This window comes from Sphingomonas sp. FW306-05-A (genome assembly GCF_058782275.1).
Window position 1 is genome coordinate 1,117,751 of sequence record NZ_JBYSXN010000001.1, and the last position, 18,788, is coordinate 1,136,538.

The 18,788-nt window shown below is 65.8% G+C and carries 14 protein-coding genes; 10 read left to right on the forward strand and 4 right to left on the reverse strand.

The features are described 5' to 3' along the window. Window positions 1–171 precede the first annotated feature (171 nt). The 4 genes from AC3WJR_RS05175 (at window position 172) to metH (ending at window position 6,118) form a co-directional block, all read left to right on the forward strand. Complete coding sequence (locus AC3WJR_RS05175; RefSeq protein WP_354280545.1) at window positions 172–1,140, forward strand: ArsR/SmtB family transcription factor; 969 nt, start codon at window positions 172–174, stop codon at window positions 1,138–1,140. After that, the gene (gene metF, locus AC3WJR_RS05180) at window positions 1,137–2,075 is read left to right on the forward strand and encodes a methylenetetrahydrofolate reductase [NAD(P)H] (protein WP_354280547.1); all 939 of its coding nucleotides are present in this window, start codon (window positions 1,137–1,139) and stop codon (window positions 2,073–2,075) included. The genes AC3WJR_RS05175 and metF overlap by 4 nt, the downstream gene beginning before the upstream one ends. Window positions 2,076–2,208: 133 nt before the next feature. Continuing rightward, entirely contained in the window at window positions 2,209–3,255 is a 1,047-nt protein-coding gene (locus tag AC3WJR_RS05185; RefSeq protein WP_492722874.1) for a homocysteine S-methyltransferase family protein, read from the forward strand. A gap of 151 nt (window positions 3,256–3,406) precedes the next feature. Then, window positions 3,407–6,118 (forward strand): methionine synthase, encoded by a 2,712-nt coding sequence (gene metH, locus AC3WJR_RS05190; protein WP_492722876.1) that lies wholly within the window; start codon window positions 3,407–3,409, stop codon window positions 6,116–6,118. 66 nt (window positions 6,119–6,184) lie between these two features. Here metH and AC3WJR_RS05195 read toward each other — a convergent pair whose 3' ends face one another. Together AC3WJR_RS05195 and AC3WJR_RS05200 are read right to left on the reverse strand one after the other, a co-directional pair. Continuing rightward, on the reverse strand, window positions 6,185–6,562 hold the full coding sequence (locus AC3WJR_RS05195; protein ID WP_492722878.1) for an avidin/streptavidin family protein: 378 nt from the start codon (window positions 6,560–6,562) through the stop codon (window positions 6,185–6,187). A 96-nt stretch (window positions 6,563–6,658) separates the two neighbouring features. Further along, a complete protein-coding gene (locus AC3WJR_RS05200) occupies window positions 6,659–8,311 on the reverse strand; it encodes an alkaline phosphatase family protein (RefSeq protein ID WP_492724171.1) in 1,653 nt (550 codons plus the stop codon). A gap of 96 nt (window positions 8,312–8,407) precedes the next feature. Between AC3WJR_RS05200 and AC3WJR_RS05205 the strand changes: the two genes are divergently transcribed. The 5 genes from AC3WJR_RS05205 (at window position 8,408) to AC3WJR_RS05225 (ending at window position 14,691) form a co-directional block, all read left to right on the forward strand. Beyond that, window positions 8,408–10,480 carry a protein-disulfide reductase DsbD family protein gene (locus AC3WJR_RS05205; protein ID WP_492722880.1) on the forward strand — a complete coding sequence of 691 codons (2,073 nt, stop codon included), beginning with the start codon at window positions 8,408–8,410 and terminating at the stop codon, window positions 10,478–10,480. Continuing rightward, window positions 10,477–11,328 (forward strand): subclass B3 metallo-beta-lactamase, encoded by an 852-nt coding sequence (bla, locus tag AC3WJR_RS05210; RefSeq protein WP_492722882.1) that lies wholly within the window; start codon window positions 10,477–10,479, stop codon window positions 11,326–11,328. The genes AC3WJR_RS05205 and bla overlap by 4 nt, the downstream gene beginning before the upstream one ends. 104 nt (window positions 11,329–11,432) lie before the next feature. Next, entirely contained in the window at window positions 11,433–12,947 is a 1,515-nt protein-coding gene (locus AC3WJR_RS05215; RefSeq protein ID WP_492724173.1) for a circularly permuted type 2 ATP-grasp protein, read from the forward strand. Further along, complete coding sequence (locus AC3WJR_RS05220) at window positions 12,947–13,882, forward strand: alpha-E domain-containing protein (RefSeq protein ID WP_354281633.1); 936 nt, start codon at window positions 12,947–12,949, stop codon at window positions 13,880–13,882. The genes AC3WJR_RS05215 and AC3WJR_RS05220 overlap by 1 nt, the downstream gene beginning before the upstream one ends. Beyond that, complete coding sequence (locus tag AC3WJR_RS05225; protein ID WP_354281631.1) at window positions 13,882–14,691, forward strand: transglutaminase family protein; 810 nt, start codon at window positions 13,882–13,884, stop codon at window positions 14,689–14,691. Before AC3WJR_RS05220 ends, AC3WJR_RS05225 begins: the two co-directional genes overlap by 1 nt. A gap of 27 nt (window positions 14,692–14,718) precedes the next feature. Here the strand turns inward: AC3WJR_RS05225 and AC3WJR_RS05230 are convergent, their stop codons facing one another. Next, window positions 14,719–15,522 carry an arginyltransferase gene (locus AC3WJR_RS05230; protein WP_492722884.1) on the reverse strand — a complete coding sequence of 268 codons (804 nt, stop codon included), beginning with the start codon at window positions 15,520–15,522 and terminating at the stop codon, window positions 14,719–14,721. A gap of 175 nt (window positions 15,523–15,697) precedes the next feature. Further along, on the reverse strand, window positions 15,698–16,945 hold the full coding sequence (locus tag AC3WJR_RS05235) for a threonine ammonia-lyase (protein WP_492722885.1): 1,248 nt from the start codon (window positions 16,943–16,945) through the stop codon (window positions 15,698–15,700). Window positions 16,946–17,094: 149 nt separating this feature from the next. Between AC3WJR_RS05235 and AC3WJR_RS05240 the strand changes: the two genes are divergently transcribed. Beyond that, entirely contained in the window at window positions 17,095–18,786 is a 1,692-nt protein-coding gene (locus tag AC3WJR_RS05240) for an amidohydrolase (RefSeq protein ID WP_492722887.1), read from the forward strand. The last annotated feature ends 2 nt before the right edge of the window (window positions 18,787–18,788 follow it).

The window sequence follows — 18,788 nt, forward strand, 5'->3', positions numbered from 1 at the left end:
AGAACTCCCGTGAAACAGACGTGGAAGGTATCGAAGGGGTCTAACCCGCGCAATCGTGCAAAGGTCCGTGCACGAGACGACCGGATCGGATCACGCGATACGTTGCGAAAGTCGCACAGAGCGGTGTCGGTCGTTGACCTCATATAAAGATATCTTTATATCCCATCGACGATGACCATCGCCCTCGACATCTTCCGCGCACTTGCGGACGCGACCCGACTGCGGATCGTGGCGTTGCTGCGATCGATGGAGCTGTCCGTCGGCGAACTCGCGCAGGTGCTCGGGCAGAGTCAGCCGCGGGTGTCGCGGCACGTCAAGATCCTGTGCGACGCGGGGTTGGCGGAACGGCGGAAAGAAGGCAGCTGGGTGTTTGTCGCGCTCGGGGAAGGCGCGACGGTCGGACCGGTGCTGGCCGCGCTCGACCAATGGGCGGCGCTGTCGCCGGACCACTGGGCAGTCGCGGATGCGGCGCGGCTTGCGGCGGTGCGCGCGGATCGTGCAGCGTCGGCGGCGAGCTGGTTCGAGGCGAACGCGGGGCAGTGGGACGCGATCCGGTCGCTGCATATCGCGGAAAGCGAAGTCGAGGCGGCGATCTCCGCCGTGCTGGGCGACGCCGCGATCGGGCAGTTGATCGACATCGGGACGGGCACCGGACGGATGCTCGAACTGTTTGCCGGGCGCGCCGATCAGGCGCTCGGGATCGATCGATCGTCCGAAATGCTGCGGCTCGCGCGCGCCAAACTGTCCGAGCGCGGATTGACCAATACCGAATTGCGGCAAGCGGACCTGTACGCCTTGCCGCTCGGCGACGGTGCGGCGGACGTCGCGATCGTGCATCACGTGTTGCATTTCGCGCAGCAGCCGGGGGCCGCCATTGCGGAGGCCGCGCGCGTGCTGACGGTCGGCGGGCGGCTGCTGATCGCAGATTTCGCGGCACACGACCGCGAGGAACTGCGCACGCAGGACGGGCACACCCGGCTCGGCTTTGCCGATGAGCAGATGGCGACGTGGTTCGCCGCTGCCGGTCTGGTGCCGGCGCGGATCGAGACGCTGCAGGGCGGCGAACTGACGGTGAAATTGTGGCTCGCGCGCAAGCGCGGTGCAGAGCGTTCCGGAATACGAGAGGCGATGGCGGCATGACGATTTCGGTAAACCAGCTCGAGGAGGCGCGGCGCGCGCTCGAAGCGCCGCTGTTCGCGGATCTGGCGGGCGACGCGGCGGTGTCGTTCGAATTTTTCCCGCCCAAGACCGAGAAGATGGAAGAGGCGCTATGGGAGACGGTGCGCACGCTCGAACCCTTTGCGCCCGAGTTCGTCTCGGTGACGTACGGCGCTGGCGGGACGACGCGCGACCGGACGCACGCCACCGTCGCGCGGATCGAGCGCGAGACAAGCATGCCGGCGGCGGCGCATCTGACCTGCGTCGAGGCGTCGCGCGGCGAGATCGACGAGATCGCCGAGCAGTACTGGGCGGCGGGCGTTCGGCATATCGTGGCCCTTCGCGGGGATGCGCCGGGGGCGGGGGGCTTCGTCCCGCATGCCGATGGCTATACCAATGCGGCGGATCTGGTGGCGGGGCTCAAGCGGCTCCATCCGTTCGAGATTTCGGTCGCGGCCTATCCTGAATGCCATCCGGATTCGCAGGGCCACAGCGACGATCTCGACAATCTCAAGCGCAAGCTCGATGCAGGCGCGACGCGCGGGATCACGCAATTCTTCTTCGAACCCGAGACCTTCTTCCGTTTTCGCGATCGCGCTGCGGCGGCGGGGATCGATGCGCCGATGGTGCCCGGGATCATGCCGGTCACCAATTTTCAGAGCATCGTGAAGATGTCGGCGATGTGCGGCACCGAGGTTCCGGCGTGGATGGGGCGGTTGTTCGAAGGGCTCGAGGATCATGCGGGCGCGCGCGGGCTGATCGCGGCGACGCTGGCGGCCGAGCTGTGCCGCAAGCTGTATGCGGGCGACGTGCGGAACTTCCATTTCTACACGCTCAACCGTGCCGAACTGAGCTTCGCGATCTGCCATTTGCTGGGGCTGCGGGCGAAGACCGCGGCGAAAGCGGCGGCGGCGTAATTTTCTTAGCCCCTCCCCCTTGGGGGAGGGGTTGGGGTGGGGCCGTGCAGCGGGGGCGCGCTCTCTGCGAGGCACTTCCCCACCCCCAACCCCTCCCCTGAAGGGGAGGGGCTTTAGATAGTGGACCTGTAGTATGACGATCCGTGAAACATTCCTTGCCGAAGCGGCCAAGCGCATCCTCATCACCGACGGCGCGTTCGGCACCGAGATCCAGAACTGGAAGCTGTCCGAAGCGGACTATGCCGGCGACCTCGGCCTCGCCAAGGACCAGAAGGGCAACAACGACATTCTCGCGCTGACCAAGCGCGAAGTGCCCGAAGCGATCCACCGCGCCTATTTCGAGGCAGGCGCGGACATCGCCGAGACCAACACCTTCTCGGCCAACCGCATCAGCCAGGCCGACTACGCCGCCGAGCATCTGGTGCGCGAGATCAACGTCGAGAGCGCGAAGCTCGCGCGTGCGCTGGCGGACGAATATCAGGCGAAGGACGGCCGCCCGCGCTTCGTCGCCGGCGCGATCGGGCCGACCAACAAGACATTGTCGCTCAGCCCCGACGTCAACGATCCGGGCTTCCGCGAGATCGACTTCGATTATCTGAAGGGTGTCTACCGCGAGCAGACCGACGCGCTGATCGAGGGCGGGGCGGACTTCATCCTGGTCGAGACGGTGTTCGATACGCTGAATGCCAAGGCCGCGATCATGGCGGCGCTCGAAGCGGGCGAGGCGCTCGGGCGCGACGTGCCGATCATGTTGTCGATGACGCTGACCGATCTGTCCGGGCGCAACCTGTCGGGGCATACGGTCGAGGCGTTCTGGCACGCGGTGCGGCATGCCAAGCCGGTGACGATCGGGCTCAACTGCTCGTTCGGCGCGGAGCAGTTGCGGCCGCATGTGCGCACGCTCTCCGATATCTGTGATACGCTGATCATGGTCTATCCCAACGCCGGGCTGCCCAACGAACTGGGTGAGTATGACGAAATGCCCGCGACGACCGCCGGGCTGGTCGGCGAGTGGGCGACCGCGGGGCAGGTTAATGTGCTCGGCGGCTGCTGCGGATCGACGCCAGCGCACATCAAGGCGATCGCGGACGGGGTGCGCGGGCTGACGCCGCGCGCGTTGCCGGTGCCGCCGGTGGTGACGCGGCTTGCCGGGCTCGAGCCGATGACGATGGCGGCGTGATCTTTTCTCCCTCTCCCCGCTTGCGGGGAGAGGGTGGCCGAGCGCAGCGAGGTCGGGAGAGGGGCAGTATCGAGCGCCACCTCTTCCCACTGCCCCTCTCCCCGACCCTCTCCCCGCAAGCGGGGAGAGGGAGAAGAAGAACGAAACCATTATGACCACCTCCACCGCCAATTTCGTCAACATCGGTGAGCGCACCAACGTCACCGGTTCGGCGCGCTTCAAGAAGCTCATCATGGCGGGGGATTATCCCGCCGCGGTCGAGGTCGCGCGGCAGCAGGTCGAGAGCGGCGCGCAGGTGCTCGACGTCAACATGGACGAGGGCCTGCTCGACGCCGAATATGCGATGGTCACCTTCCTCAAGCTGATCGCCGCCGAGCCCGACATCGCGCGCATCCCGTTCATGGTCGACAGTTCGAAATGGTCGGTGATCGAGGCGGGGCTCAAGTGCGTCAGCGGCAAGCCGATCGTCAATTCGATCAGCATGAAGGAAGGCGAGGAGCAGTTCCTTACGCAGGCCAGGAAGGTCATGCACTACGGCGCAGCGGTCGTCGTGATGGCGTTCGACACGGTCGGGCAGGCGGACACGCGCGCGCGCAAGCTCGAGATCTGCGGGCGCGCCTATGACCTGCTGATGGGGATCGGCTTTCCCCCTGAGGACATCATCTTCGATCCCAACATCTTCGCGGTCGCGACGGGGATCGAGGAGCATAACAATTACGCGGTCGACTTCATCGAGGCCTGCCGCGACATCAAGGCACGCTGCCCGCACGCGCATATCTCGGGCGGCCTGTCGAACCTGTCGTTCAGCTTCCGCGGCAACGAGCCGGTGCGCCGCGCGATGCACTCGGTGTTCCTTTATTACGCGATCCCCGCCGGGCTCGACATGGCGATCGTCAATGCCGGGCAGCTCGACATCTACGACCAGATCGACCCCAAGCTGCGGCAGGCGTGCGAGGACGTCATCCTCAACAGCGACGATGGCGCGACCGAGCGGCTGATCGCGCTCGCCGAGAGTTTCAAGGGCACCGATGCGGTGGCCGAGAAGGCAGCGGCGGAATGGCGGGGGCTGCCGGTCAACAAGCGGCTCGAATATGCGCTCGTCAAGGGCATCGACATGCACGTGGTCGAGGACACCGAGGAAGCGCGCCAGGCGATCTTCGACAAGGGCGGACGCCCGATCGAGGTCATCGAAGGCCCGCTGATGGACGGGATGAACGTCGTCGGCGACCTGTTCGGATCGGGCAAGATGTTCCTGCCGCAAGTGGTGAAATCGGCGCGCGTGATGAAGAAGGCTGTGGCGCATCTGCTCCCCTTCATCGAGGCGGCGAAGGAGCCCGGCGCACGCGGCAAGGGCAAGATCATCATGGCGACCGTGAAGGGCGACGTGCATGACATCGGCAAGAACATCGTCGGCGTGGTGCTCCAGTGCAACGGCTTCGACGTGGTCGACATGGGGGTGATGGTGCCGTGGTCGGACATCCTGAAAGCCGCGAACGAGAATGACGCGGACATGATCGGCCTGTCGGGGCTGATCACGCCGTCGCTCGACGAGATGGTGACGGTCGCCGAGGAGATGCAGCGGGCGGGCATGACGATGCCGCTGCTGATCGGGGGCGCGACGACGTCCAAGGTCCACACCGCTTTGCGGATCGCGCCCGCGTACAAGGGGCCGGTGGTGCACGTGCTCGACGCGAGCCGCGCGGTCGGGGTGGCGTCGACCTTGGTCAGCGACACGATCCGCGACGAGTTCGTGCAGAAGACGTCGGATGAATATGAGGCGGTGCGCGTGGCGCGCGCGAACAAGGGGCAAAGCGAGCTCGTCCCGATCGAGGTCGCGCGGGCGAACGGGTTCGTGGCCGACATGGCGTTGAAGCCCGCCGCGCCTTTGCAGCCAGGTGTGCATGTGTTCGACGACTGGGATCTGGCGGATCTGCGCGAGCTGATCGACTGGACGCCGTTCTTCCGGGCGTGGGAGCTGGCGGGGAATTACCCAGCGATTCTGGACGACGAGATCGTTGGGGAAAGCGCGCGGTCGCTGTTTGCCGATGCGCAGAAGATGCTCGACCAGATCATTGCGGAGAAGTGGCTGACGGCGAAGGGTGTGGCTGGGCTTTGGCCTTGCCGGCGTGAGGGGGACGATGTGGTGATTTCTTCTACGCCCCTCCCCTTCAGGGGAGGGGTTGGGGGTGGGGCCGTGCCTGCCTCCGACGGCGTGTCTGCTGGACTGCCCCACCCCAACCCCTCCCCTGAAGGGGAGGGGCTATCGGAAGTTCGGATGCCGTTCCTCCGCCAGCAGATCGCGAAGCGCGAGGGGCGGGCGAACATGTGCCTGACCGACTTCATCGATCCCGCAGGCGACTGGATCGGCGGGTTCGCGGTCACCACCGGCCACGGCATCGACGTGCATCTCAAGCGCTTCAAGGCGGATAACGACGACTATTCCGACATCCTGCTGAAAGCGCTCGCCGACCGTCTCGCCGAGGCGTTCGCCGAGCGGCTGCACCAGCATGTCCGCACGACGCTATGGGGCTATGCCGAGGGCGAGCAGCTCACCAACGAGGCGCTGATCCGCGAGCAATATCGCGGCATCCGCCCCGCACCGGGGTATCCCGCGTGCCCCGATCACAGCGAAAAGCCGATGCTGTTCGAGTTGCTCGATGCGACCGCGGCGACGGGCATCACGCTGACCGACAGTTTCGCGATGCTGCCGACCGCGGCGGTGTCGGGCTTCTACTTCGGGCACCCGCAGGCGGAGTATTTCGGCGTGGCGCGCGTCGGGCCCGACCAGTTGCACGAATATGCGACGCGGCGCGGGGTCGATCTGGCGACCGCGACGCGCTGGTTGCGGCCCAACCTGGACTGACGCACGCCTCGCGTTTCCGGGAAGCGCTCTCGCAAGGAGACTGGGGAGGGCGGATCCCCCGTCGCGTCACGGCAGGCGCGTAAAGGTATCCGCTCCCGCGTTGATCGAACTCCATTCATCACCCGGATCGGTTGCACTCGTCATTTGCCACAAGGTGGCGAGTGCGCCGCTGGTCGTATCCTGATGCCCGACCCAGGCGGTGATGGCCTGGAAGTCGTCCCAGTGCACCACGAAGGCGATCAACGCACCGTCGGCCGAACCCTGTAGTGCGCCTGACGTGCTTGAGGTTCCCCCGCTGACTGCGCTGGTATAAATCCCGGTCAGGAGCGTTCCGGCTTGCGCGATTACCATGATCGACCCGAGTTCGTTGACCCATCGTCCCGAGACATCGATCGTCGGCCCGGTGCCGGACAGCGCGGCATGCAGCGGCGGTTGATAGGCCATGACGATGCTCCTGCGATCCGTAGCGCAAGTATAAGCGCGCCGTCCGTTTCCGCGATTAGGGGATGTCCCCTAAAACGGACGGCGCGGGTAGGAACGTCAGCGGCAGGGGCGCCCGTTGTCGGCGAGGTCGAGGCACTTCCCGTCCATCTGCGGCGCCACGATCTTCAACCCGATCTGTCTGGCGAGCGTCGGGGCGATATCCACGGTCTCGATCCCGGCGGGGTGTTCGAACCCGGTCATGCCCTTGCGCCAGAACAGGATCGGCACGCGGCGGTCGTAATCATACGGGCTGCCATGGGTCGCAACCGAGCCCTTGGTGGGGTCGGGGATCGGCGTGATGCGGGGCTTGAGCAGGACGAGCATCTCGCCCGAACGGCCCGCCTTGTACGAAGCCCGCGCCCGCTGCAGCATCGTCCAGCCTTCGGGCGGGCCCTTGGGCGTCGGGGTGGCGGCGATCTGTGCAGCGGTGAAGACCTCGGCGACTTGCGGGTCGGCCTTGTAATAGGCGACCGCGGCGTCCTGCACCGCCTTGCGCTGAACCGGGGTCAGATCGCGTGCGATGTAGATGTCCCCGTTGGGCATGTCGCCGAACAGCACTGACTTGGCGATCCCAAGCTTCGCTGCGATCGCCTTGCCCGCCACGGTGGGGGACAGTGCGATCCGCGCGCGCTGGGCGCCCGGCAGACCCGCGTTGATCTCGCGTTCGGGGATGTCGTTGCCGCCGTGATCCGCGGTCAGCACGACTTCATAATCGACGCCGGTCGAATCGAGCAGGTCGAAGAACGAGCCGAGCGTGGCATCGAGCTGCTGGAGCTGGATGCACATTTCCGCGCCCTCGGTGCCGAAGGTGTGGCCGACGTAATCGGTGGCGGAAGCGCCGACGTCGATGATGTCGGTGGTGTCGCCCTGGCCGAGCTTCATGTCCTGGACGAGCCCCGCCGCAAGCGCGACGATCGCGCCGTCGAAGGCGGGGGACGCACGGAACGCGCTGGCGTTGCCGCCCTCGCGCGCGAAATGGCCTGCGCCGACGCTCTTGCCTTCGCCGATCGACACCGCGACGTCATGCGCCTTGCAGACTTGTGGAACGTCGAGCGCGGGTTGTGGTGCTGCGATGCGCGCGGCAATCGCGGCGTTGGCGCGTGCGACGACCGGCGGGGTCGCGCGCCCGGCGTAGCTGACCATCGCCTTGCCGTTCCACCACCAGAGCTCGTCGACATTGTGCCCGCCCATCATCACCGCGGCGCGGTCCTTGCCCGCGACCGATACGACTCGCACCTTGGGGTTCGCGGCCTTCATCCGTTCGCCAAGCGTGGGGACGAGCAGGTGTTTGTCCGATACCGTGTAGGTGCCAGCGTGGGTGGTACCGGGAACGGTCTCGTCCTCGGCGCAGTAAACCTGCTTGTCCTCGCGCGCGATGCCAAGGTCAGTCCAGGTGTTGGCGATGATGCCGGTGTGCTCGGGGCGGAAACCGGTCAGGATCGTCGAATGGCCGGGGCACGTCTCGGTTGCAGCATGACTTTGATAGCCGCTCGGGAACACCGCGCCCTTCTGCAGCCTTGCCAGGCCCCCCGTGAAGGTGCCGCGATATTCGCCGAACAGGTCGGCGGAGAATTGATCGACCGAAATCGCGACGATCAGTTTGGGCGCGGTGTTAGGCGCGGGAGTTGCGGCTGCAACCGCCTGCGGGGCGGGGGCTGGCGCGGTCTTTGCGGCGATCGGAACACTGGCCAGGCTGAAAGCGATCGCCAGGATGGACGCGTAGCGGTTCAAACGAATTCTCCGAGTTGGACGGCGGGCCGATTTCGCCGCTATGGCCCGAGGGTTCGAGCTCGACAAGGATGTGCGATGCGCTGGTTTCATGACGTCGTTGTTACGCTGCTCGCACTGCTTCTTCTGGGGAGCAGCGCGCAAGCCAGTGCGGCGACCCTCGATCCCGTCGGATCCGGCGCGCACCTGAAGATCACCCTGGTCGCCGAAAGTCGCACGCCAGCCGCAGGGCAGACCGTCACGCTCGCACTGCAGAGCGTGCCCGCGCCCGGATGGCACGGATACTGGCAGAATCCGGGCGATGCGGGCTTTCCCGCGAAGCTCGACTGGACGCTGCCGAAGGGCGTGACTGCGAGCGAGCCTGCCTATCCGGTGCCGGGACGGCTGATCGTCGCGGATTTGATGAATTACGTTTTCGAAAAACCGTATGCGCCGCTCGTGACGCTCAAGATTCCTGCCGGATTGGCGGTCGGCACGGCGTTGCCGGTTCGGTTGAAGACCAACTACCTCGTCTGTTCAGCGGAAGTATGCGTCCCCGAATCGGCTGAGCTTGCGATCGATCTGGTGGTTGGCGACGGCACGATCTCACCGGAAATGCGGGCGCGGTTCGATGCATGGCGCCGCGCGGTGCCCAAGCCGCTCGATGCACAAGCGACGTTCCAGTCGAGCAACGGGCGCATTCGGATCGCGATTCCCTATCCAGCCGGAGCTGCGCTGGGGCAGGCGTATTTCTATCCGATCACCACGGGTGCGCTGGATTATGCCGCCGCGCAGACCGTCACGCAGGACGGCGACCGCATCGTGATCGAGACCAAGGCAGCGGCGAGTCCGGCGGCGGGTACGGGACCGTTGCAGGGGGTATTGCAGATCGGCGCACAACAGGGGCTGGTCGTGACGGCGGGCGCGGGGACGGTTGCCGCTTCGGCAGGTACGTCCGCCACGGCGGCAGGCCTTGGCGGAGCCGGCGTGCTGAGCGCGACACTGATTGCCTTTGCCTGCGCGATGCTCGGCGGGTTGATCCTTAACATCATGCCCTGCGTCTTCCCGATCCTTAGCCTGAAGGCGTTGAGCCTGGCGCGCGGGCATCTCGATGAGCGACATGCGCGGCAGGAGGCCCTGGCTTATGCTGCGGGCGTCGTCGCGGTTTGCGTCGGGCTGGGCGGGGTGATCCTTGCCTTGCGCGCGGGCGGAACCGCGGTCGGCTGGGCGTTCCAGTTGCAGGATCCGCGCGCGATCGTCGTGTTGTTGCTGTTGACGGTTGCGCTGTCGCTCAATTTGAGCGGGCTGTTCGAGATTCCGACGCCCGCCTTCGTCAATCGCAGCGGCGGTGCCGGCGGGGCGTTTGCGACCGGCGCGCTGGCGGCGTTCATCGCAACGCCGTGCACGGGACCGTTCATGGGGGCGGCATTGGGCGCGGCGCTGGTGCTGCCGTGGGTGGCAGCGCTGGCGGTGTTCGCCGGGTTGGGGATCGGACTTGCGTTGCCGTTCCTCGCGCTCGGTTTCGTCCCGGCGCTGCGGCGTCGCTTGCCCAAGCCGGGCTTGTGGATGGAGACGTTCCGGCGCGTTCTTGCGATCCCGATGTGGCTGACAGCGATCGCGCTGGCGTGGGTGCTCGGTCATGAGGCGGGTGTCGACGGCATGGCGATCGGCCTTGTCGTCGCGTTGCTGTTCGCGGTGCTGCTATGGGTTGGCGGTGTGCGGCAGAAGAAAGGGCGGGCGATTGGCGCGGTAATCGTCGTGTCGTTGCTGGCGACGGTTGCCGCAAGCGTCTGGCTGATCGCCGGGCGTCGTCCCGAGAGCGCCGCCATGGCGACGGTGCCGGGGGGCGCTGAGCCGTTCACCGAGGCGCGCCTGGCAGCGCTGCGACAGGCGGGGCGGCCGGTATTCGTCTATTTCACGGCGGACTGGTGCCTGACGTGCAAGGTCAACGAGAAGGCTGCGATCGAAACAGAGGCGACGCGCAAGGCGTTTGCGGACCACAAGGTCGCGGTGCTGATCGGCGACTGGACCAACGGCGATCCCGTGATGGGCCGCTTCATCGAGCAGCATAACCGCGCGGGGGTGCCGCTGTACCTCTATTATGCACCAAATGCTGCCGAGCCACGCGTGTTGCCGCAGGTGCTGACCTCTGCAATGCTGTCCGGATTATGAAACGCCGCATCCTTGCCGCGCTCGTCGCGCCGTTGCTGTTGCTGACCGGGGGCGCCATCGACGCGCCGCCGTCCTGGTCGCAGCCGATCAAGCCGTTCCACATCACCGGACCGGTCTGGTATGTCGGGACACGCGGACTTGCGGCCTATGCGATTGTCGCGCGCGAGGGCACGATCTTGATCAGCGGACCGATGGCGGGCGAGGCGGGGCAGGTGGAACGCAACCTCGCGGCGATCGGCGTGCAGCCGCGGCAGGTGAAGTGGATCCTCAACTCGCACGCGCATTTCGATCATGCCGCCGCCTTCGCCGAATTGCGCCGATGGAGCGGTGCCAAGCTGGTCGCGTCGGCGGGCGACGCCAGTGCTTTGCGGCGCGGGCGGCATGAAGCGGACAACGACAACGGCTTTACCCGATTTCCGCCCGTAGCGGTGGATCGCATCGTCCGCGACGGGGAGCAGGTGCGCACGGGAACACTCGCCGTTACCGCTCTGCTGACGCCGGGCCATACCGCGGGCTGTACAACGTGGCTGCTCCCTGTGACTGAGGGGCGTAAAACGCTGCGGGTTGTGTTCCCGTGCAGCATCACGGTCGCGGGGAATCATCTGTACGGCAACCGCGCCTACCCCACGATCGACGCAGATTATCGCCGTAGTTTCACGCGGCTTGCGGCGGTACATGCCGATATCGTGCTGCCGATGCATCCAGAGATCGCCGATGTGCTGGAACGTGCCGAGCGCCGCGACGCCGGGGATGCGCGTGCCTTCATCGATCCGACGGTGTTGCCGCGGATCGTGGCGGCGGCGCGCAAGGACTATGCCGTGGCATTGGCATCGCAGCGCAAGCACTAGCCACAGTTCGGGACGGTTAACATCCCGACAACAATATCCGCTTGTGCGACGCAACAATCCATCGCAGCATGGAACCCGGACGCAGTTGGAGGCTTTATCGTCACATGGGGATAGGGCGGGCGTTCGACGAAATCATGGGCAAGGGCGGGAGCATGATCCCGCGATCGGAGCTTGCCGCCCTCGGCGAGTGGATCGAAAGCACGCCCTCCAACGAACTGCGCCGTCGGCAGCAGTCTGCGGAAGCGACGTTTCGCCAACTCGGCATTACCTTCGCGGTATACGGCGACAGCGATGCGAGTGAGCGGATCATTCCATTCGACATCGTGCCGCGCATCTTCCTAGCGGATGAATGGACCCGGCTTTCCGAGGGACTCGTCCAGCGGGTCGAGGCGATCAACGCCTTCCTGCACGACATCTACGGCGAGCGTCGCATCCTGGCGGAGGGCGTGCTGCCGGCCGACCTAATTTTCGGCAATCCGCAATTCCGTCCCGAGATCGCCGGGATCCGTCCGCCGCACGACATCTGGGCGCATATTTGCGGGATCGATCTGGTGCGTACCGGGCCGGATGATTTTTACGTGCTCGAAGACAATGCGCGGACGCCGTCGGGTGTCAGCTACATGCTCGAAAACCGCGAGGCGATGCTGCGCCTCTGTCCCGAGCTGTTCCGCTCATTCCGGGTCGCGGCGGTGGATTCCTACCCGGACAAGTTGCTAGAGACGATGAAGTCGGTCGCGCCGGTGGGCGTGGCGGCACCGGTGTGCGTGGTCCTGACGCCGGGGCATTATAATTCGGCGTATTACGAACACAGTTTCCTCGCGGACTCCATGGGCGTCGAACTGGTCGAGGCGGCCGATCTGGTGGTCGATGACGACATCGTCTGGATGCGGACGATCGCGGGGCTGGTGAAGGTCGACGTGATCTATCGTCGCATCGATGACGATTATCTCGACCCGCTGGTGTTCCGGCCGGATTCGATGCTCGGCGTGCCCGGTCTGATCGCAGCCTATGCCGCCGGAAATGTCGCTTTGCTCAATGCGCCCGGCAACGGGATTGCCGACGACAAGGCGATCTATTCGTACATGCCCGAGATCGTGCGGTTCTATTCCGGTGGCGAGCCGAAATTGCCCAACGTCGAGACGTGGCGTTGCCGCGAGCCGCAGGCGTTGAAGTACGTGCTCGACAATCTCAAGGACGTGGTGGTCAAGCTGGTCGACGGCTCAGGCGGCTATGGGATGCTCGTTGGCCCCACCGCGACCAAGGCGGAGATCGAGACCTTCCGCGCGGCGCTGATTGCCGAACCGCACCGCTATATCGCACAGCCTACGCTCGCGCTTTCGACCGTTCCGACGCTGGCGGAAGCAGGTTTGGCGCCGCGCCACGTCGACTTCAGGCCGTTCGTGCTGACCGGATCCAAGGGCGTGCAGGTCGTGCCCGGCGGACTGACGCGGGTCGCGCTCAAGGAAGGGTCGCTCGTGGTCAATTCATCACAGGGCGGCGGTACCAAGGACAGCTTCGTGCTGATGGACAATGGCGCGGGCGAGCCTGGCGAAGGGCTGGAGGCACTGGGCCAGGCGCAGGAGCAGACGCAGAGCCAGACGTTCGGGGGAGCACTCTGATGCTCAGTCGGACCGCTTCCGCTCTGTACTGGCTCGGGCGCTACGTCGAGCGTGCGGACTTCATCGCGCGGCTCGTTGAGGCGACGGTGCGGCTCGACGTATTGTCGCCACGTCCCGCTGGTGAGGCGGCGTGGGCCTCGGCGCTGGCGGTGACCGAGACCGATGCCGCTTTTGCCAAGACCGGTCAGCAGATCAGCAAGACCAACGTCGCACGTTTCCTGACGCTCGATTCGAGCCATCCGGGATCGATCGTCCGGTCGCTCGATATGGCGCGCAACAATGCGCGCGCGGTGCGCACCGCGCTGACGCGTGAGTCCTGGACCGCGATCAACGGCGCGTGGCTGATCTTCGACCGCCGCGCGAGCGCGGGCAGTGCGATGGCGACCTTGAACCTCGTCGAGGCGGTCAAGGCGGAGACGCGCGGGTTCGAAGGCGCGATCCACCGGATGCTGCGCAACCAGACGACGTGGTTCATCCGGCTGGGCCAGGCAATCGAGCGTGCGGACAACACTGCCCGGCTGCTCGACGTCAAATACCATATTTTGCTGCCCGAGGGTGAGCGGGTGGGTGGCGTGGTCGACCGGGACCAGTGGACGACGATCCTGCAGACGGTATCTGCAGTAACCGCGTATCGCTGGCTGTATTCGGAAGGATTGCGCCCCGCCAACGTCATCGACTTGCTCATTGCGCGCTCGGAACTCCCCCGCAGTCTGGCGGCCTCGGTCGAGGAAGCGGTCGACATCCTGAACTTGCTGGCGAAGCGTACCGGTCTTCACGGCGAAGCGGACCGCATGGCGCGCGCGCGCCACACACGGATCGCACGGACCCGATCGGGTCAGGTGATCGCGGGCGGGCTGCACCAGTATCTGCAGGGCTTCATCGGCGAGAACGACCGGCTTCACGAAGCCGTCGGCCGCCAGTTCAAGTTCAGTTGATGCGCCTGTCGGTCGATCATCGGACGATATATCGCTTTTCCGCGCCGCAAGCGCGACTAACCCAACTGCTTCGGCTCATTCCGGAAGATACCCATGACCAATCGGTGACGGGCTGGAACCTGCATGTCGATTGCGATGCGCGAATGCGGCACGGGCGCGACGGGTTCGGCAACCGGGTGACGATGCTGTATGTCGCCGGTCCCATCTCCGACATTGAGATCGCGGTCTCGGGCGAGGTGCTGACCCATCCGTCGAATGGGATCGTCCACGGTGCGCAGGAGCCGCTGCCCCCCGCGCTGTTTCTGCGGGATACGCCGCTGACGCGGGCAGACGCCGAAATCCACGCGTTCGCCGCCGATATTGCAGAGACCGATCCGGTCGCGCGGTTGCACGCGCTCAACATCGCGATCAAGCGGCGGTTCGCGCTGGATCATGGCCGCCCGATCGCCGGACGGACCGCGATCGAAGCGTTTGCCGAAGGGTCGGTAAGTTCGCGCGACATGGCGCAGGTCTTTATTGCGGCGGCCCGGACGCTGGGTGTCGCTGCGCGCTATGTGTCCGGATACAGCCCGGTATGCCAGGCCGAGGCCGACGGGCGTCCCGCGCCGCATGGCTGGGCCGAAGCCTATGTCGACCGGCTCGGCTGGGTGGCGTTCGATCCCTCGACCGGGCTCAGCGCCGACACGGCGTATGTCCGCGTGGCGGTTGCGCTGGATTCGGCGGGCGCAGCCCCGGTGGCGGGATCGCGGTTGGGCGAGGGCGAGGAAACGCTCGACGTGGATCTGCACGTCGGCCGGAACGGGCAGTAAGCGCCTAAAGGAACGCGCTGCGTGTTCTTACCGTGTCTCGATCAGTTGCTCCGCCATCACCGCATACTTCTCTGCAGGGGGCGCGAACTTCGCGTTCTCGTCGATCAGCAAGCTCCAGCCGGTTGGCCCGAGCGCCTCGATCGGGCGATAGCGGATCTTGTACTGCATCCGCGGCGATCCCTTCACCCAATAGCCGAGATAGACATAGGGCAGGCCGACCGCGCGGGCGCGCAGGATGTGATCGAGGATGATCAGGTTACCAAGGCCCCCGCGGGTGGGATGCTCGGTGTCGAAGAAGGAATAGATCATCGACAACCCGTCCGCCTGCTGATCGGTCAGGCACGCGCCGACGAGCTTGCCGCGCTCGCCGTGGCGGGAGGGTTCGCGATATTCGACGATGAAGCTGTTGACCGGCGAATGCTCGACCATGTCGGCATAATCGCCTTCGTCCATCTCGGCCATGCCGCCGCCGGGATGGCGCGATCCGAGGTAGCGGCTGAGCAACTGGAACTGTTCGTCGGTCGCCCAAGGGCGGCAGGCGGTGACCTCAAGATCGCGGTTGCGGCGCAATTGCTTGCGCTGGGTCGCATTGGCCTCGAAGTCGGCGGTGACGACGCGCACCGACACACAGGCCGTGCACCCTGCGCAACTGGGGCGGTAGGCGACCGACTGGCTGCGCCGGAAGCCGATCCGCCCGAGCGCGTCGTTCAAATCGCTTGCCTGTTCTCCGCGCAACTCGGTGAACACCTTTCGCTCCTGCCGGCCCGGAAGATACGGACAGGGGGCAGGGCTGGTGACGAAGAAACGCGGGAAGCGGAAGGGCGCAGTCACCGAGCGGGAGTCCTCTGAAGCGGGAAAGTGCGGTCTGCGATCCCGGCTTGGCATTAGTTATGATGGGTCCTGGTCGCGTTGAAAAGGTCGTATACGAATATTCCGGTCAATCCTGCCCGACCGGCCTCGAACGCGTATACGTACCAATTCCCTCCATCTTCTTAACGGACGTGGCTCAGGCGAGTTCGACCGTCGTCACGGTGTATCCGGCGACCTGCAACGCATCGGTCAACCGGTCGAGATGGGCACGATCGCGCGTCTCGCATTCGACGTCGAGGAACAGCCCCTTCGCCGGGAGCTTCGTGAAGATCCGCTGATGCGACAGTTCGAGGATGTTGACGCGTTGCGCATCGAAGATCCGGGCGACGTTGAACAACGCGCCGGGCTGATCCTGCAGGCGGATGCGCAGCCGGGCCAGCCGTCCCGACCGCGCCAGATCGCGCAGCAGGACGTTTGCCAGCAGGCGCGTGTCGATATTGCCGCCGCATAGCACGACACCGACGGTCCGCCCGGCGAAGCGCTCCGGATGCTGGAGCAACGCGGCCAGCCCTGCGGCACCAGCGCCTTCGACCACGGTCTTCTCGATCTGGAGCAACAGGCTGACCGCCTGTTCGAGACTGCGCTCGCTGACCAGCACGATGTCGTCGACCAGCGCCTCGACCATCTGCGAGGTGATCGCGCCCGGTTCCTTGACCGCAATGCCTTCCGCCAGCGTGTCACCGGCACACGGCATCGTCGTCCCGTTGATGCGGTTGTACATCGAGGGGAACAGCTCGGCCTCGACCCCAACGACTTCGATGCGATGCCCGCCGGGCTTGAGGCTATACGCTTCCGCGACGACCGCCATGCCCGAGATCAGGCCGCCCCCGCCGATCGGCGTCAGGAACGTGTCGATCTGCGGCACGTCCTCGAGCATTTCGAGCGCAACCGTGCCCTGGCCTGCGATGACGCGGGCATCGTCGAACGGATGGACGAAGGTCAGCCCGCATTCGGCTTCGCGCTCGCGCGCATGGGCATAGGCCGCGTCGAACGTGTCGCCGTACAGCACGACCGTCGCGCCGTGTCCCTCGGTCTGCGTGACCTTCACGATCGGCGTGTTGGTGGGCATCACGATCGTGGCCGGTATGCCCAGCCGGTTGGCGTGATAGGCCAGCCCCTGCGCATGATTGCCCGCCGACGCGGCGATGACGCCGGTGGTGTCGGCCGGCAGTTGCAGCAACGTGTTGAGCGCGCCGCGTTCCTTATAGGCCGCGGTGAACTGCAGATTCTCGAACTTGAGATAGACGGTCGCGCCGGTCAGTTCCGACAGCGTGCGGCTGATGAAGCAGGGCGTGCGGACGATCTTGTCCGAAATCCGCATATGGGCCGCCTCGACGTCTGCGAGGATGACGGGGAGGGTTTCGGACTTCGCTTGCGTCGCCATCATTCACTTCCGTTCGCCCTGAGCCTGGAGGGGGCAGCCTTGCTTTCCCTCGCCACGGGTGGGCGGTGCGTCGACAGGCTCGGCACGCGGGAGCGTCCGTCGCCTAGACCATCTGGCGCGATGAAGGAACAAGCCTTATCGCGGGAGCCATGCTCACCACATCCCGTGCCCGCCTCGCCACGTCGCTGCTTTCCGCGCCGACTCTTTATGCCGTTGCGCTTTCCGCATTGATCCTGCCCGGCATTGCCGGCGCCGACGCGCTGATCGACAACGTCAACGGCATTACGCTCGACAAGGACGGCAAGGTGGTCCGCTTTACCGGGTTGCTGATGTCGCCCGACGGCAAAGTCGTGAAGCTGCTTGCCGAGAACGACAAGCGCCCAGCAAAGCTCGACTGGCGCGCGGACGAGCATGGCAAGGTGTTGTTGCCGGGGTTCATCGATGCGCACGGGCATGTGATGGAACTGGGCTTTCGCGCGCTGGAGCTCGACCTGTCGGGCGCGACGTCGCTCGAAGAAGCCAAGGCACGGATCGCCGCCTATGCCGCGGCGAACCCGGATCGCAAATGGATCGTCGGGGGCGGATGGAACCAGGAAGCGTGGGCGCTCGGTCGTTTCCCGACCGCCGCCGATCTGGATGCGGTGGTCAGCGATCGCCCGGTCTGGCTGCAGCGTGCCGATGGTCATGCGGGATGGGCAAACAGTGCCGCGATGAAGGCGGCGGGTATCACCGCCAAGACGCTCGCCCCCGCAGGTGGACGGATCGAGAAGACCGGAACGGTGCCGAACGGCGTGTTCGTCGATTCCGCGCGCGAACTGGTCGAGAAGGCCGCACCGCAGCCGCTGCCCAAGGAACGCGATTTCGCGTTCCTGAAAGCGCAGGAGGCGTTGCTCAGCCACGGCATCACCGCGACCAGCGACATGGGCAGTTCGATGGACGACTGGCTGAGCTATCGCCGGGCGGGCGATAGCGGCGCGCTGCGCGTACGGATCATGAGCTATGCGTTCGGGGTGGATACCGCGATCCGGATCGGCGGCTCCGGGCCGACCCCGTGGCTCTATGCCGACAAGCTGCGGATGGGCGGGGTCAAGCTCTACGCCGATGGCGCATTGGGGTCGCGCGGCGCGTGGCTCAAAGCGCCCTATAGTGACGCGCCAGGGCAGACGGGCGCGGGGTTCATGTCGGACGACGTGATGCGCAACCTGATGAGCCGGGCGGCGGTCGACCATTATCAGGTCGCGGTCCACGCAATCGGCGACCGCGCCAATGCAGAGGTGTTGGGCGCGATCGACGACATGGTCGATACCTACAAGGGCGATCGACGCTGGCGGATCGAACATGCGCAAATTGTTGATCCGGTCGATCTTCCCCGGTTCGGGAAGAACGGCATCATCGCCTCGATGCAGCCGACGCACGAGACGAGCGACCGTACGATGGCGGAAGCCCGGCTAGGGTCCGCACGGCTCGCAGGGGCCTATGCCTGGGCATCGATGCTGCGCAACGGCGCGACGCTTGCGTTCGGATCAGACTATCCGGTCGAGCAGCCCGACGCTTTCGCCGGCTGGGCGGCGGCGTTCACGCGGCAGGGTGCCGACGGGCAGCCCTATGGCGGCTGGCGTCCCGAGGAACGTGTGACGCGCGAGCAAGCGTGGTGGGCGTTTACCGGGGCCGCGGCCTATGCCGGATTCGCGGAGGAGAAGTTCGGGCGTCTTGGCGTCGGCCAGCGCGCGGACTTTATCATCGTCGACCGTGATCCGTTGCTGGCAAGCCCGACCGACCTGCGTGCGACCAAGGTCGAGCAGACCTGGGTAGGGGGTGAGAAGGTGTTCACGCGACCCTGACA